The sequence below is a fragment of the Paenibacillus sp. J22P15 genome (assembly GCF_056269345.1).
Window position 1 is genome coordinate 816,887 of record NZ_JBWDNT010000001.1, and the last position, 16,211, is coordinate 833,097.

The 16,211-nt window shown below is 42.5% G+C and carries 16 protein-coding genes; 5 read left to right on the plus strand and 11 right to left on the minus strand.

Going from position 1 to position 16,211, the window contains the following annotated elements:
* Positions 1–43: 43 nt before the first annotated feature.
* Positions 44–2,290, minus strand: a complete 2,247-nt coding sequence (locus AC0YN6_RS03820) for a DEAD/DEAH box helicase (RefSeq protein ID WP_475745525.1) — start codon at positions 2,288–2,290, stop codon at positions 44–46.
* A gap of 247 nt (positions 2,291–2,537) precedes the next feature.
* Here AC0YN6_RS03820 and AC0YN6_RS03825 point away from each other — a divergent pair, with 247 nt between their 5' ends.
* Together AC0YN6_RS03825 and AC0YN6_RS03830 are read left to right on the plus strand one after the other, a co-directional pair.
* Positions 2,538–2,825, plus strand: a complete 288-nt coding sequence (locus tag AC0YN6_RS03825; protein WP_475745254.1) for an autorepressor SdpR family transcription factor — start codon at positions 2,538–2,540, stop codon at positions 2,823–2,825.
* Entirely contained in the window at positions 2,822–3,433 is a 612-nt protein-coding gene (locus AC0YN6_RS03830) for an SdpI family protein (protein ID WP_475745256.1), read from the plus strand. Before AC0YN6_RS03825 ends, AC0YN6_RS03830 begins: the two co-directional genes overlap by 4 nt.
* Before the next feature lie 34 nt (positions 3,434–3,467).
* Here AC0YN6_RS03830 and rnz read toward each other — a convergent pair whose 3' ends face one another.
* Positions 3,468–4,409 (minus strand): ribonuclease Z, encoded by a 942-nt coding sequence (gene rnz, locus AC0YN6_RS03835; RefSeq protein WP_475745257.1) that lies wholly within the window; start codon positions 4,407–4,409, stop codon positions 3,468–3,470.
* Between the two features lie 111 nt (positions 4,410–4,520).
* The gene (gene metH / locus AC0YN6_RS03840; RefSeq protein ID WP_475745259.1) at positions 4,521–7,961 is read right to left on the minus strand and encodes a methionine synthase; all 3,441 of its coding nucleotides are present in this window, start codon (positions 7,959–7,961) and stop codon (positions 4,521–4,523) included.
* 142 nt (positions 7,962–8,103) lie between these two features.
* On the opposite strand from metH, the gene AC0YN6_RS03845 reads away from it, so the two are divergent.
* Positions 8,104–8,652: a 1,2-dihydroxy-3-keto-5-methylthiopentene dioxygenase gene (locus AC0YN6_RS03845; protein WP_475745260.1), complete on the plus strand. Its 549-nt coding sequence runs from the start codon at positions 8,104–8,106 to the stop codon at positions 8,650–8,652.
* 75 nt (positions 8,653–8,727) lie between these two features.
* Here AC0YN6_RS03845 and AC0YN6_RS03850 read toward each other — a convergent pair whose 3' ends face one another.
* From AC0YN6_RS03850 to yneA, 8 genes are all read right to left on the minus strand, one after another.
* Entirely contained in the window at positions 8,728–9,516 is a 789-nt protein-coding gene (locus AC0YN6_RS03850; protein ID WP_475745262.1) for an HAD family hydrolase, read from the minus strand.
* Positions 9,517–9,540: 24 nt separating this feature from the next.
* Positions 9,541–10,047 carry a hypothetical protein gene (locus AC0YN6_RS03855; protein WP_475745263.1) on the minus strand — a complete coding sequence of 169 codons (507 nt, stop codon included), beginning with the start codon at positions 10,045–10,047 and terminating at the stop codon, positions 9,541–9,543.
* 26 nt (positions 10,048–10,073) lie between these two features.
* On the minus strand, positions 10,074–11,063 hold the full coding sequence (locus tag AC0YN6_RS03860) for an aldo/keto reductase (protein ID WP_475745265.1): 990 nt from the start codon (positions 11,061–11,063) through the stop codon (positions 10,074–10,076).
* Positions 11,064–11,113: 50 nt separating this feature from the next.
* A complete protein-coding gene (locus AC0YN6_RS03865; RefSeq protein ID WP_475745266.1) occupies positions 11,114–11,305 on the minus strand; it encodes a DUF896 domain-containing protein in 192 nt (63 codons plus the stop codon).
* Positions 11,306–11,426: 121 nt separating this feature from the next.
* The gene (locus tag AC0YN6_RS03870) at positions 11,427–12,509 is read right to left on the minus strand and encodes an efflux RND transporter periplasmic adaptor subunit (RefSeq protein WP_475745267.1); all 1,083 of its coding nucleotides are present in this window, start codon (positions 12,507–12,509) and stop codon (positions 11,427–11,429) included.
* Positions 12,510–12,535: 26 nt separating this feature from the next.
* Positions 12,536–13,888: an ABC transporter permease gene (locus AC0YN6_RS03875; protein WP_475745269.1), complete on the minus strand. Its 1,353-nt coding sequence runs from the start codon at positions 13,886–13,888 to the stop codon at positions 12,536–12,538.
* A complete protein-coding gene (locus AC0YN6_RS03880) occupies positions 13,885–14,598 on the minus strand; it encodes an ABC transporter ATP-binding protein (RefSeq protein ID WP_475745271.1) in 714 nt (237 codons plus the stop codon). Before AC0YN6_RS03880 ends, AC0YN6_RS03875 begins: the two co-directional genes overlap by 4 nt.
* Before the next feature lie 169 nt (positions 14,599–14,767).
* A complete protein-coding gene (gene yneA, locus AC0YN6_RS03885) occupies positions 14,768–15,142 on the minus strand; it encodes a cell division suppressor protein YneA (RefSeq protein WP_475745272.1) in 375 nt (124 codons plus the stop codon).
* Between the two features lie 158 nt (positions 15,143–15,300).
* Between yneA and lexA the strand changes: the two genes are divergently transcribed.
* Both lexA and yjcZ read left to right on the plus strand, forming a co-directional pair.
* Positions 15,301–15,921, plus strand: a complete 621-nt coding sequence (lexA, locus tag AC0YN6_RS03890) for a transcriptional repressor LexA (RefSeq protein WP_475745274.1) — start codon at positions 15,301–15,303, stop codon at positions 15,919–15,921.
* A gap of 156 nt (positions 15,922–16,077) precedes the next feature.
* Positions 16,078–16,185, plus strand: a complete 108-nt coding sequence (gene yjcZ, locus AC0YN6_RS03895; protein ID WP_475745276.1) for a sporulation protein YjcZ — start codon at positions 16,078–16,080, stop codon at positions 16,183–16,185.
* Positions 16,186–16,211 lie beyond the last annotated feature (26 nt).

Genomic DNA, 16,211 nt, shown 5'->3' on the forward strand with positions numbered 1-16,211 from the left:
TTAGAACGTTCACGATGTCCCAGCTTTGCAAACGCAATACTTCTCATAATACCCCCAACAGTTCAAGGCTTGTTGCCTTTGCATGAATGCCTTCGATCTCTGTACCGATACAAGAAGGACAGCCGTCTTCACATGGGCATTTCCGAATTAATTTTGATGCAGCCGCTTTTATTTCGTCAAACCGCTTGTAGACATCTTCCGCTAACCCAATTCCGCCGGGGTAATGATCATGTATGAAAATCGTAGGCAGTTGCGTATGTTCTGCTCTTATCTGTGAAACAACGTGAATATCGCTTCGATCGCACATGACATGAATAGGTATAATATGTCTTAATACATTGGCTATGCCTAGCAGCAATTGTTCAAGCGTTTTCGTTCCTAACGCCGGGTCAACCTCTTTTATTTCAATCCAGGTTGCGCTTGTGTGTAATTCTTCTTCTGGCAGACTAACTTGACCGTACCCGATATTCTCAAAACTGGACAATCGAATTTTTTTGAAAAGAGTCACCATGAAATTAACGACGACATCGCCGTAATTAATCGCAGTATTTCGTCTATTCTCTCTCCGATCGGTAGCTAGTACTTTAAGCTTCACCGCTAGGTTCGCGTCTGTGTAGTACTCAACATCGACTTTTCGAACATAAGCCTTCTTATGATGCCAATCCAGCTTTTCTACTTGGTACTGTACGCCTTCATGTAAATAGATTGCCTCATCGTGTAAAAGGGTCATGGCGCTGAAACGATCCATCTCTCCAATGATTTTCACGTTTGCTACTTCTGATTGATCGATAATGACTACATTTTCCTGCGCTGCAGAGCGTAGACTAACTTCACTAGCTGGAAAAGCTAAGTTAGCCCAGTAAAATGTATCACCTGCATGTGTTAAAACTCTTTCTTCTACGAGATATTCCAAAATATCTTCTATCTCCAAAGTCCCAAACGTTTCACCCTGCTTAAAGGGTAGTTCGTAGGCTGCACAACGCACGTGATCGACAAGAATGAGTAAATTTTCCGGATTAATTCTTGCAGATTCTGGGGATCGATCAAAAAAGTATTCGGGATTCAGTACAATATACTGGTCGATGGGCGTATTGCTTGCTACCATTAATACGAGCGCTTCGCCATGTCGTCTTCCAGCTCGACCTGCCTGTTGCCATGTACTTGCTACGCTTCCGGGGTAGCCTGTCATAATACAAACTTGCAGCTGGCCTATGTCTACACCCAGTTCTAGAGCATTCGTACTAACTACGCCTAATATTTCGCCGTTCCTTAATCCTCTTTCAATTTCCCTACGCTGATTGGGCAAATAGCCGCCTCGGTAGCCCCTAATTGATTTGGCTCCGATTTCATTTTTAACAAGCTCCTGAATATGGCTTAAAATGATTTCTACCCTTACCCGACTGCGGGCAAAAACGATCGTTTGTATTTTATTCGTTAAAAACTCCCTGGCTAAGTGATTAACCTCTACGGTAGCACTTTTTCGAATATTCAACGGCTTATTCACTATTGGCGGGTTATAAAATACAAAATGCTTTCTTCCTCTAGGCGCGCCATTATCATCAATTAACGCCATAGGGTTTCCTGTTAGCTGTTCTGCTAGTTCCTTCGGGTTTGCAATCGTTGCAGAAGTACAAATAAATTGTGGATTGCTGCCGTAAAATTTGCATATCCGTTTAAGCCTGCGAATGACATTCGCTACATGACTGCCGAATACCCCCCTATAAGTATGAAGCTCGTCAATAACGATATATTTTAGATTGCTAAATAAGCTTACCCATTTTGTATGATGGGGAAGGATTGCTGAATGTAACATATCAGGGTTTGTAATGACGATATGTCCGACATTTTTTACAATCTGCCGGATTGCTGGGGAAGTATCACCGTCATAAGTAAAGCTTTTGATATCAATTCCCATTTCGTTTATCATTTCATTTAATTCGCTTTTTTGATCTTGCGCCAATGCTTTCGTAGGGAATAAATAAAGCGCGCGGCTGCCATCATCTTCGGCTATTGCCTGTAGTACTGGAAGGTTATAGCATAGTGTCTTTCCCGATGCCGTGGGAGTTACTGCTACAATATTTTTGCCTTTTCGTACGGTCTCGTAGGCAGTGTACTGATGAGTATATAACTGTTCTATTCCTCGCTTCAAGAAAGCCGATTTAATTCTTGGATCGACACTTTCTGGTAGAGGTTTTGTTTTAGCTTCTTGAGGCTCTATTTCAGTCCAATTAATTATATTCTCATTGGCTCTTAAGCCCTGTATCAATTCAGAAAGAGATTTCTTTTTTATCATTTCTCTGCACCTCGCTATACCCTATATTTTAGCGAATATCTGTTCCCTTTACTAGTCTTTACTTAGGGTACTCATCTTTTCTGAGAATACATGTATGTTCTGTAATTTTAGTTCAAGGTATTTGTTGACCTCATGCAAATTGACAGTAGAATGAAGAACCTATATAGTAAATTAGTATTATATAATTAGATGATTGTTTAAATATCTAACAGATTCATTAGATAATCTAGAAAGGATGACTTAGATGTCATTCAACCTAGCTTTTAAAGCACTATCTGATCCAACGAGAAGAAAAATATTAGATTTATTGCGAGAGCGAGATCTAACAGCAGGAGAAATAGCTGACCATTTCCAAATGACAAAGCCAAGCATTTCCCACCATCTCAGTCAATTAAAGCAAGCGGAACTCGTATCGGATAAGCGGCAGGGCCAGCATATCTATTATTCACTCCACACAGCGGTCCTCCATGATCTGACGAATTGGATTATTTCCTTTCAGCAGAGTGTACCGGAAGGGAATGTAGAGAAATGAAATCAAGCATCATCTCTTGGATTATTGTTGCCATTGCTATTATCGCAAGTCTCGTGACTTATCGTGATTTGCCTGAACAAATGGCCGTTTATTGGGATATAAACAACGAGATTAGCGGACTAGCGCATAAAGCCTTTACACTGCTCTTATTGCCGGCTTTCATGGTCATCTTAATTGTCATACTCCCAAAAAAACATGCGTTTCAAGATCTAAAGCCTAATATGCATACAGTCCAGAACGTCGTATTAATATGTCTTCTCGTCCTCCATGGTGTAACTATTGCTTATGGCTATGGAATAGAATTTGAACTTATTACCGTGATTGTACCTATGATTGGTACTGTTTTTACCGCTACAGGAATCTACATGCCGCGCTTTCAGCCTAAAAGCTACATTGGTATAAAGACTATACATACGCTCGGCAGCGAAGATGTTTGGAAAAAAACACATAAGGCAGCATCAAAATATTTTTTAGTTGGCGGCCTATTGATGATTGCATCAACTTTCATCCCCAGTCCGTATCAAATGTTCGTCTGCTTCGGCATTGTCCTCATTGTAGTACTAGCTTCGGTTTTCTATTCTTTTTACTATGGCAAAGATCATAAATAAAACAAAAACGCGAGGTTATCCTCGCGTTTTTGTTTTATTCTATAGGAAGTGTACGCTTAATCTCGATATGTTGCAGATCAGTTGCCGCAGTTACAGGTGAGAAATGCACCCTAGCCTCTTCTTCTAGCGAAGAGAGATCCTCGTTACTGTATCGTCCGCTGAAATGAGTCATCACAAGATGCTTTGCGTTTGCCTCAGCTGCAGTTCTAGCCGCTTCAGTCGTCGTACAATGTCCGAACTCATGTGCTTTCTCTTCCATCCCAGCAGCGAAGGTTGCTTCATGTACGAGCAGATCAGCATCCTTGGCTAACGAAATGGCATTTTGACAAGGCTTCGTATCTCCTAGCACCGTAATGATTCGCCCAATAAGAGTAGGCCCTGTAACGTCCTCTGACCGTATGACTGCTCCATTAGGCGTAGTAACTGATTGTCCACGCTTTAATTGCCCGTATAAAGGACCTGCTTCGATACCAAGCTCCTTCAGCTTATGGACGAGCAGCTTCCCAGTTTGGTCATGTTCTGTTACTCGATAACCGTAGCAAGTTACGCGATGCTCAAGCGGAGCAACCTCTACCTTAAAATAGTCATCTTCAAAAACAATACCTTCATCACCTGTTAATTCGTGAATAATCAGCTCATAATCGAGCTTTGTAGCGCTAATTGCAAATGTCGTTTCTATGTAACTCTTTATTCCAACAGGTCCATAAAGCTGAACAGGCGTAATCCCTCCGTCAAATGAACGACTGCTGAGCAAACCAGGAAGTCCATAAATGTGATCACCGTGCAAATGCGTTATAAATATGAACTCTAGCTTATTCAACTTAAGAGGTGTCTGCATAAGCTGATGCTGAGTAGCTTCTCCAGCATCGAATAGCAGCCATTTGCAGCATGGATCAGGAAGATGAAGAACCATTGCCGTCACATTCCGATACTTTGAGGGCCTGCCAGCACCCGTACCCAAAAACCACATATTCATGTTATTATCCACCTCACCCTTAGCGCCATTGCCTCGACTTCTGGAATTGAAACGAAGAGCCCTCTCAAGCTCGTTATGAACGAACGATCAAGGGCTCTTGTTTATTATACGCTATAATTTCTCTACGTTAAAATATTGCGCTTCTGGATGTGCGAATACCATCGCAGATACAGATGCCTCAGGCTCCATCATGCATCCTTCCGTCAATTCGACTCCAATATCCGAAGGTCTCATCAAATCGAACAATGGCTCTTGATCCTCAAGGTTCGGACATGCCGGATACCCGAACGATACGCGAATACCTTGATAACGAGCGCCATGACGCTGCTTCATAGTCATTTCAGCTGGATCAGGATAACCGCAGATGTCACGCATAATATGGTGAACACGCTCTGCCATTCCTTCTGCTATCTCAAGCGCTACAGACTGAAGTGCGTGTGATCTTAAATAATCACCGTTATCCTTCCACTCATTCGCAAGCTCACGAATTCCGTGGCCTGCTGTAACGACTAGGAAACCTACATAATCCATAACACCGCTTTCCACTGACTTCAAGAAATCAGATAAGCACAGATACGGCTCAACTTGTTGACGCGGGAATGTGAACCGCTTAATTTCTTGCATTGGATCAACCGGGTTATAGATGATAATATCATTGCCCGACGATTGTGCCGGGAAGAAACGGTACATTCCGTGAGTTTTGATAATGCCATTCGTTGTTCCTTCACTCAAAATGTCATCTACTGTAGCTTTGAGTTGAACCGCCTTCTCATTGCCTTCCTTCAGTAACTGGTCTACATTGCCCTTAAGTCCAAGGTGATGACCAAGCAGCATTTGCATATTTACATAAGGGATCACATGAGGCAATGGTACATCACGCAGAATATGCCGATCTAAGTCCGGCGGTGTAAATACCGGTGCATCAGGCGAAATCTTGGAACGTACTGCGCGTGTTAATTGAGGCAAAGGTTTCTTCTCTTCATCATTAACTCCGCCAGCTGCTTTAAATGCAGCCATTTCGTCTTCAAGCCGCGAGCGATGTTCAGGGTCCATCAGCTTGTTGGCGATATCTAATCCGTCCATTGCATCCTTAGCATAAAGAACTAGACCGTCATATTCTGGACCGATTCTCGTTTTCGTAAATTTCCGTGTAAGCGCCGCGCCGCCCACAAGAATTGGTGCATCAATACCTGCTGTTCGCAGATCCTGCGCCGTAATGACCATTTGCTGAGCTGATTTAACAAGCAAGCCAGACAAACCAATGGCATCGGCCTTCTCATTGCGATATGCCTCGATTAACTGCTCAGGCGGTACTTTAATGCCTAGATTTATTATTTTATAACCATTGTTTGACAAAATAATTTCAACAAGGTTTTTACCAATATCATGCACATCACCCTTAACCGTAGCTAAGATGATTTTCCCCTTCACGGAGGACTCATTTTTCTCCATGAACGACTCTAGGTAGGTTACAGAAGCTTTCATAACCTCGGCGCTCTGCAGCACCTCTGCTACGATAAGCTCATTACCATTGAATAAGCGGCCAACTTCCTCCATCCCGCGCATAAGCGGTCCGTTGATGACTTCCATCGCCGAATATTTATTAAGCGCCTCATCGAGGTCAGGGATAAGTCCTTCTTTTGTACCTTCCACTACGTAAGAGCCCAGTCGCTCCTCAAGGGTTAGATTAGAAATTTTCTCCTTCTTCTCTACCTTCTTGTCACGGAAAGCCGCTACGAATGCTGCTAGAGTCTCGTCCGTCGTCGTGTAAATAAGTGCTTCCGCCAAGCGACGCTCTTCATCAGGAATCGATGCATAACGTTCCAGCTTCTCCGTATTCACAATTGCATAGTCTAGACCTGCTTTTGTCGCATGATACAAATACACGGAGTTAAGCACTTCTCGTCCAGCATCCGGCAATCCGAAAGAAATATTACTCAGACCTAGAATCGTCTTGGCGAGCGGAAACTTTTCTTTGATCATTCGAATTCCTTCAAGCGTCTCGACTGCAGAACCGATATATTGCGGATCGCCAGAGCCGACAGGGAACATGTTTGGATCAAAAATAATATCCTCAGGATTCATCTTATATTTCTGAGTCAATAGATTGTATGACCGTTCGGCAACTTCCATCTTCGCTTCACGCGTTACGGCTTGACCACGTTCATCGATTAGGATCATAACTACTGCTGCTCCATACCGATGGATTAGCGGTAATATTTTCTCAAACTTAACTTCACCATCCTCCAAGTTAATGGAGTTAATGATCGCTTTACCTTGCGAATATTTAAGACCAAGCTCAATAATGTGGTCGTAAGTGGAGTCAAGCATCAATGGTGCTTTGATCTTCTTCACAACTTGCGGCAAAAATTGATGAACCGCATACTCCTCATCAATATCGGTATCCTGCAAGTTGATGTCTATAACATGAGCGCCGCCCTTAACCTGCGCTCGCGCAATTTCTGATGCCTCGTCAAACTTCTCTTCCTTCAGAAGACGTTTGAACTTGCGTGATCCGGAAATATTCGTACGTTCCCCAATCATGATTGGGCGATTTTCTGGTTCAATATATACGGTCTCTATTCCAGAAACGGCATTAGGGTGCTCCCCCATCTTTGTACGTGGAGCGTATTTCGCCATCGTCTCAGCCATTGAACGAATATGTTCAGGAGTTGTTCCGCAGCAGCCGCCAGCAATGTTCAACCAGCCTTGTTCAGCGAATGCAGACATCTTCTTAGCGAGTGAATCCGGTGATTCATGGTAGTTTCCGTTCTCATCCGGCAACCCTGCATTCGGATAACAGCTAATTGCAGAGTTAGCAATATCGCTGAGTGTCCGCAGATGATCCCGCATAAACTCCGGGCCAGTTGCACAGTTAAGCCCGATCGAAATCGGTTTCAAATGCTCTAGTGAAATGTAGAATGATTCAATCGTTTGACCTGCGAGCGTCGTTCCCATAGGCTCAATCGTACCTGAGATCATAATGGGCAGCTCTTTACCGAGTTTATCAAACGCATTGCGTATGCCGATGCTTCCAGCTTTTACATTCAGTGTATCCTGTGATGTTTCAAGCAACAGTGCATCCACATCAGCTTCGATCAAAGCAAGTGCTTGCTCATAGTAGCTCTCTACAAGCTCATCGAAAGTGACGCCGCCAGTTACAGATAAAGTTTTGGTTGTTGGTCCAAGTGCCCCAGCTACATAACGAGGCTTGTCAGGCGTGCTGTATTTATCACATGCATCACGAGCTAGTTTAGCTGCTGCTAGATTGATCTCTCTTGCTTTTTCCGGAATATCATAATCGGCCAATACAACACTCGTTGCACCAAACGTATTTGTTTCCAGAATATCGGCGCCAGCCTCAAGATACTGCTCATGAATAGATTGTATAACATCAGGACGAGTCAGAACGAGTATTTCATTACATCCGTCCAGCTCCGCGCCTCCAAAATCATCTTCATTTAAGCCTGCTTGTTGAATCATCGTGCCCATCGCGCCGTCCAAAATAAGTATGCGCTCCTGAAGCATTTGTTGTATGGTCGGTTTTGACAAATGACTACACCCTTCCCCAAAATCATTAACATATAGTTTATCAGAATACCTGTGAGGTGAAAAGGTAATCCATCGACAATCCATTTGATTTGTTTTATAATCATTATATCATTTAATCTCTATAGGAAAAGAGGGAATGTTCATGGCCGAGATTAGAATTCGCAATACAGAAGAACGAATTCAAGGTGAAGAGGCTGTTCGTGCATTTCTAGAACAGCAAGAGGTGCTTTACGAGCATTGGAATCCAGGCAAGCTAGCAGAAGGATTACAAGGAAAATTCGTCCTCACTGATGAAGAGAAACAACAAATCTTAGCGACTTTTGACGAAGAAATTAAAGATTTAGCTGAACGTCGCGGGTACCAGACTTGGGATATCATCGCTTTGTCCGATGCTACGCCTAACTTAGATGAGCTTCTCAAAAAGTTTGAAAATGTACACACGCATACAGAAGATGAAGTTCGTGCAATTACTGCAGGACGCGGCATCTTTATTATAAAAGGAACAGACGATGTAGGTTACTTTGACGTAGAACTAGAAGCTGGCGATGTTATTTCCGTACCGGAATACAAGCCGCATTTCTTCACACTTATGGATAATCGCCAAATTGTAGCTGTACGTCTCTTCATTGAAACTGAAGGCTGGATTGCTCATCCATTCGCAGATGATAAGTTTGCTTCAAACCAGGCCTAATAACAAATATAAAATAATGCAAGCCTCCCGCAAGCAGCTTTAGCTGCTGACGGGAGGCTTTTTTATTGCAATAATTTAAACTTCAAGCAATTGCAGCAGCTCTTCTAGGTGTTTAATTTCATGCGTTGGCACGATCTCGTCATTACGTACAGCTTCATGACGATTAATCCAGACCGAAGTCATACCAATCGTATTTGCCCCAAGAATATCCGTTGTCAGCTTATCTCCGACCATAATACCGTGTTCAGTTTCAACACCAAGTCGCTCAAGCGCATGCTTGAAAATAGATGCCGCTGGCTTTCCTTCGCCGAATTCACCTGAAATTATAATATGATCGAAATATGGCACTAGTTCCGGTACTCCGGCAAGCTTCTCGCGCTGTAGATCAGGTGAGCCGTTCGTAAGTAATAGCAGCTTGTATTTTCCTTTAAGCGCGTCTAGGACGCGGAACGTTTCTTCATATACGATCGGCCGTAGTCGACGTTCTGCTGGGAATTGCTCCGCCAGCTTCGCACCAAGCTCCTCGTTATCTACACCAAGTGCCTTTAAACCGAGTGTCCAAGCCGCTTTCCGATAACCGGGAGCAAGCTGCTCAAGCTTACGGAATTCCTCCTGCTCACCTTCAAGAAACGGTGCCCAGAGTCCTTCAAACGGGTTAATGCCAATCATCTTGGTGAATGGGAACGTTTCATACGATTCATACAACGCTCTTGCTTCACGGCGCACCGCTTCCTCAAGCTCATCTGGATCTACCCCAGTCTCTGCGGCTGCCGCTTGGCATGTCGCTTCGAAAGCTTCCTTAACGCTGCGATCATCCCACAGCAAAGTGTCATCCAAATCAAATAATACTGCTTGTTTAGCCATTGTTGTTTAAACTCTCCTGCCTATTTATTTTTGGTCATAAGATATGCCGTTAGCAAGTGCAAAGTCTTTCATCTTCTCCGCAATTTCATCGGTAGGGAATCGGTTAGTCAGCTTTGCAAACACCCAATTTCCACCTTTGTGCATATCTACAACAACATACCCCTTTTGTACTCGTACACCTTTGATTGAAGCCGCTGGAATACGCTTGTCACCCGTCAGACGACGTGATTGAATGTAATCTTTACCGATTGTAATGTAAGGTCTGCGTAGGAAAAATACAGAAGCGAGAAATACATAACATCCTACCGTGATCCAAAACATCGTGTCCATCTTAAAGCCTGTTGTATTTGACATCATCATGACATACATGCCAATAAACAAAATCAATAGGATAGGCGCTATGAAATTTCGTCCGACGATCTTCTCTGATTTCTCAGCATTAAAGACGATTTGACCATTACCTTGCTTCTTTCGCTGCTTATTCACAACATTCATATTTTTGCGCACTTTGCGCTCCCAAGATCGTGACAAACGAATTCTCCTCCTAATTAAAAAAACTATTCAAATGGTCTGCGAAACTTTTCAATAAAACGATTTGGGTAGTCTTCCTGAAGTGCGCTAATTTGCTCCAAACGGTTCCACACATCGCTTGGCATTTCCCATCCAATGGCGCCGATATTGTCCTCATATTGCTCGAGTGTGCTTGCGCCAAATATCGGTGATGTAATACCTTCACGTTGAATGAGCCATCTTAGAGCAACCTGAGCAGGGGATTTGTCCAGCTCTTTAGCTGCTTCAAGCAGTGCATCGAGAATAACAAAGTTTTTGTCGTTTGCCCGCAGCATCCACGAGCTCTCGCCTGCTTTTGAAGTTAACCGGCCTTCTGTGGGCACTTCCCTCGTATATCGGCCAGTCAAAAAACCTCCGCCAATAGGAGCCCAGGGGATAATCCCTACCTTCTCCTCTAAACAAAGCGACAGCATTTCGCGATCCATTTGTCTGCTTACTAAACTGTATTGCGGCTGAATCGATACGAAACGGACATACCCGCGAGCATCACTGTATGCAAGTGACTTCATTAGCTGCCATGCAAAAAAATTGGAGCAACCTATGTATCTGACCTTACCGGAAGTCACGAGATCATCTAACGTGCGCAGTGTCTCTTCAATAGGTGTTGCGTGATCCCAGACATGCACCTGATACAGATCGATATAATCAGTCTGAAGGCGTTTGAGACTAGCTTCGACACCGTCCATAATATGTTTGCGAGACAAGCCTACACCGTTAATATTACTCGAAGTGGTCATTCGCACTTTGGTAGCAAGGACGATGTCTGAACGATTTTTCTTGATCGCCTTGCCGACGATTTCCTCAGAACGACCGCTCACATAAACGTCGGCTGTATCGAGAAAATTACCTCCGCGTTCCACGTAACGATCAATCATTTCGATCGAATCCGCTTCACTTGTTGTGTTGCCAAATGTCATTGTGCCAAGGCAAAGCTCGGATACAGCTAGTCCACTTTTCCCAAGTAGATTATATTTCATCTAATCACCCTTCCGTGGATATTAAATGAGTGTAGTACACTAGACATCAACTAATGCTTAATATTGTCTTCCTCGTCAACAATTTCAATATTATCAAGCTGCTGACGAAAATTGCTTTTGAAAACGGTCAAATATTGCTTGCGAAGCTCATCTCTTTCGACAATCTCCTGATCGGATAAACCCTCCGATTTATTTTTACGAGCTAGCTCGTTAATACGCTCAATTATTTTCTCGAATTCCATTACTTGCTCTACTCCTCTCATGATGAAAAAAACTCTACTCTCTACTTTTACATTTCCACCAATCAGTTGTCAAGGAAACGAATCTCATCTCACACAATGTAACCTGTGATTTGAGTGTTCATTATTGTAGAACAACCAGATCTCCAGGCTTCAACCCTTCAAGCACTTCAGTCTGTTCCGGCGTTTCAAGTCCTATCTTAATCTCTTTTCGCTCGTACTGACCATTTCCTACATCTAACATGACAAAATGCTTGTCCTTTTCACGGATAATAGCAATGGAAGGCACCGCAGTCGTATTTTCCTTGCGCTCCGTCTCTATGGCTCCGCTCAAGCTTAAGCCCGCAATCAAATACTCATTAGGCTCAAGTACGATTACCACTTCAAACTGAGCAGCCTGATTTAAATTATTTTGATCTGTGCCTGTTTTTGCGAATTTGGACACTTTATGTACTTTTCCTGTAAGGTTCAGCTCTTTCATTGCATTCATCTTCACATTTACTGACATGCCGGCTTTTATTCGGAATACATCCTGCTCACCTACTAATGCAATAAATTGTAATTTATTCAAATCTACAACTTTGCCAACATATTCATTATCCCCAAGCGCTTGTGGTCGTTTATTCGGATTATCGAATAAAAAAATACCTGTCGCCGGTGAACGGAAACTCGATTCATTGAGCATTTTTTTCTTTTGCAGCAGTTCCTTTGCTTGAATGGTTGCCGTTACTTCATTAACATCCTTCGATAAACGGGCAATTTCTCTTTCCACGAGCGCTTTTTTACGCATATCTTCCGTAGATTCAAGTGGAGATGACTCATCGCTCAATTGAGCCAGATAGTCATTTAGCTCAGCTTCAAGCTTAGCTTTGCGCATTACCGCCTCCATTTGCATAATGTCGTTTTGAACAGCTGTCTGATCAAGATTGAACAACACATCGCCCTTCTTGACCTGCTGCCCATCTTCGACTGACCACTGTTTAACCTCCGAGCCATAAGGTGCATATACGAGAGTCTCCTGCTCATATAGAGACTTTCCTTTTACTTCAACCGTATTAGTTATTGTCTCCTTCGTTACTTGAAATGAAATAGGCTCTGAATCAGAAGCGATCTCGACAGGACGCGAAGGATTTCCGATTTTATATAATCCAAAGCTTATGCCAATGATAATAAGTCCGATAATTCCCCACTTTATTTTTCTTTTCATAATTAAACTCCTTCTCCTACTATAAATTAATCGCGTCTAATGGCTGTTAATGCATCTGTGCGTGAAGCACTTATGGCTGGATAAATACCTGAGAGAATACCGGTAGCAAGTGCAAATGCCATGCCAAGCGGTATCGTAAATATGGGAATAAATATAATGACTGAATCCTGCTCACCAGATAGGTTATAGATGAGACCATTAATGCCCCACACAATCCAATAGGAAAATAATACGCCTAGCAAACCGCCTAAAAATCCTAGCAGCGCAGCTTCAACGATGAACATATTTCGAATTTGCCCAAGATTGGCACCTAGAACTTTCATAATGCCAATTTGCCTTCTTCTTTGATAGGTTGACATCGTCATCGCAACTACAATCGATATCGAAGCGATGATTAGAATGAATACACCAATGCCAAGTGCCGCAGCTTTTATTATTTTGAACTCATTAGCAAGCCGTTCCTTCTGATGCAAATTTGTTTGCGTGGTAACGACTAGTTTTTGAAGCTGTTTTTCTACCAACTCAATTTTTGATTGCTGATCTACTTTTACAACAATGGAGTTGTAGCCCTGCTGTTCATCGTCCCCAAGCTTAAGCTCTTTCTTGAGAAGCTCTGCTGTCTCTAATGAAACGTAACCCTTCTTATCGTACATCGCTTGATCATCACTGACACCTGTTGGCTTCTTCAATACCCCGATCACGCGCAGCGGTGTACTTGTAATTTGTCCTTCCTGTGTATAGGAACGAAGCTGAATTTGCTTCTGGTACAAAACGGATGGAATACGGTTTAAGTTATCATATTGCTTGTAGACAGCTTCATCATAAGGGTTAGCTTCAATTTGCTCTTGCACCTTCCGCCTTGTCTCTTCATCAACAAACCCCATTGTAGCACCATAATTAAGTACGATTGTTCCCGCTAGTTCAGATACTTCCCCTTGCAGCATTACATTCCCAAAGGCAGAGAGCGTCTCTAAATCCGTACCAATAATTTGGGTCATCATTTGTGAAGTAAGCCCGTCTAATGTCATAACCTCCATATGATTGAGCTGCTCATATGGTGCTGCTGCTGCTACATTCTCAATTTGCCTCATGATGTTCAACTTTTGCTCCGTTAACAATCCTTTCTTCAAAGAATCATCTTCGGCAGCGGCAGCATCGCTGCTCGAACGCGCTCCAGTATTAGCTGTAACCGTTATTTCGTCCATTTTGAGATAACTATTCATTTGCTTCTCGATATAAACCTGCGCGGATTCACCAACGCTCATCGCTACAATAATTGCGGCACAGCCTATGGAGATCCCTGCTGCACATAAAGCTGTTACGACTTTCCTGCGTTTCACCTGATCCCAGGACAACCTTGTAATATCACTTATTCTCAATTTTGTATTCCCCCGGCAAACATTCTTTCTCTTGCGGTTTCTTGTTCCGTTACAAGATATCCATCCCTCAGCGTAATAATTTTTTCCGTTTGAGCTGCTACTTCACGTTCATGCGTTACGATAATGAAAGTCGTGTCCATCGTTTTATTCAGTTGCTTCAAGATGATAATGATCTCTTCTTCTGTTTTTGTATCTAGATTTCCGGTCGGCTCATCTGCAAAAATAACTGACGGCTCTGTTATTAATGATCTTGCGATACTGACACGCTGCTGTTGTCCGCCTGAGAGCTGTGATGGAAACAACTCTGCTTTATCTGGTATTCCTACTTGCTCAAGGAGAGCAAGTGCCTTTTTCTTTCTTATGAATGGATGTGTGGATTGAAATACGAGCGGCAGCTCAACATTTTCCCTAACCGTTAAATTGGAAATCAGCTCATACGCTTGAAAAATAAATCCGATATGCTTTCGCCTAAACTCTGCCAATCGGTTTTCATTCATCGTTACGATATTATGATCTGCGATAAAGATTTGACCTTCTGTCGGCTTCATCAAACCCGCCATTAAGTTTAGTAACGTGGATTTACCTGAGCCTGAACTCCCTAACAACGCAATCATTTCACCCTTATGTACATGAAAGCTAATCTGCTGCAGAACAGCGGTCGTTTCATGCCCATTCATAAATGAATGGGATAACTCTTCAACTCGTAACAAAATAGCCTCTCCTTTCAGTCCCCTTTAATAGACGATAGAATTCAGGGTTTGCACTGCAGTTCACACAAAAAAACTTTCTAAATCAAGCGGATGTGAAAACATCTGCATAACTTAGAAAGTAAAATTAATTGAATAAAATATTCCTATTAAATTGTAATAGATATTGGAACTAAATGCTAGGAATAATTAGCTTCTGACCCGGTTTAATAACAGCTGTTTGTAAATCATTCCTGTCTTTAATTAGAAAAACAATATATCTAATATCTTGGCTTTCATTTGTAAATTGCTTTGCAATATTCCAGAGAGTGTCGCCAGACTTAACAGTGATAATATTCTCTTCTACAGTTGCTGCTTGAGGAGAATTCCCTGAAGCATATGTTCCCATCATTAGGAAGCTAGTAAACAGAAGAATAAACACAGCAGCGCAAACTGTGATCTTAGCAGCATGTCGCTTCAGTAATAGTCCTACTCTTTGTTTACTCTTCGTTGCTTTGTTTGTATCTTGCTTATGTATCGTTCTATAAAAACTTGGACTCGTTATCATTTATCAGCACCCCAAACGTTTGTTCTGTTTTTAGATTACACGAACAAACGTTTGGTGTCAACGAAAAAATACGAACCTCTGTACTTAAGAACTTATGTTTGTACGAACTCCGGTTCTATGTTATAATTTTTTGCAAACCTACTAATGGAGTGATTGCAGTGTCGAAGATTTCTAACCGACAACATTCAATTCTTGAATTTATTAAGAATGAAGTGCGGGAGAAAGGCTATCCACCCTCCGTTCGAGAAATCGGCGAAGCTGTTGGATTGTTGTCCAGTTCAACCGTTCATGGTCATTTGGACCGCTTAGAGAAGAAAGGTCTAATACGCCGAGATCCCACGAAACCGCGTGCTATTGAAATTTTAGATCAAGAAGTTTCTGAAGGTATTATCCCGATGTCCGTAGCAAGAGTACCGATTGTCGGAAAAGTTACCGCTGGTGTGCCAATTACGGCGACGGAGAACATCGAAGAGTATTTCCCGCTTCCCTCCCATTTTGTCGGTGACAGCAGTGTCTTTATTCTGAATGTCATGGGCGAGAGTATGATTGAAGCAGGTATTCATGATGGAGATTATGTAATCGTTCGTCAACAACAAACTGCAAATAATGGTGAAATTGTTGTCGCGATGACCGAGGATGACGAAGCAACAGTCAAAACCTTCTACAAAGAGAAAACACATATTCGCTTGCAGCCTGAGAATTCAACTATGCAGCCGATTTTACTTCAAAATGTAACGATTCTTGGCAAAGTCATCGGACTTTTCCGCGATATTCATTAATTTTATCTTGTTAGTACATAAAGAATAGGCTGAATCCGTGCGTAAGCATCGATGATTCAGCCTATTCTTTGGTTTACTAAGGACAATTACCCAATCACTGTGACTTTATCCGCATATCATACTATGTATTCAATTCAAAAGGAGGTGCAATGAACAATGTCCGGTTATGTAGGTGGAGCCTTTACAAACACTGGTACGATTCTTGTTCTCTTCATCTTGTTGGTTATTATAGCATGCAGCTGCATGCGCTTTGGCGGCTACTAAAACAGACCTTTAATTTAATCCTTCTA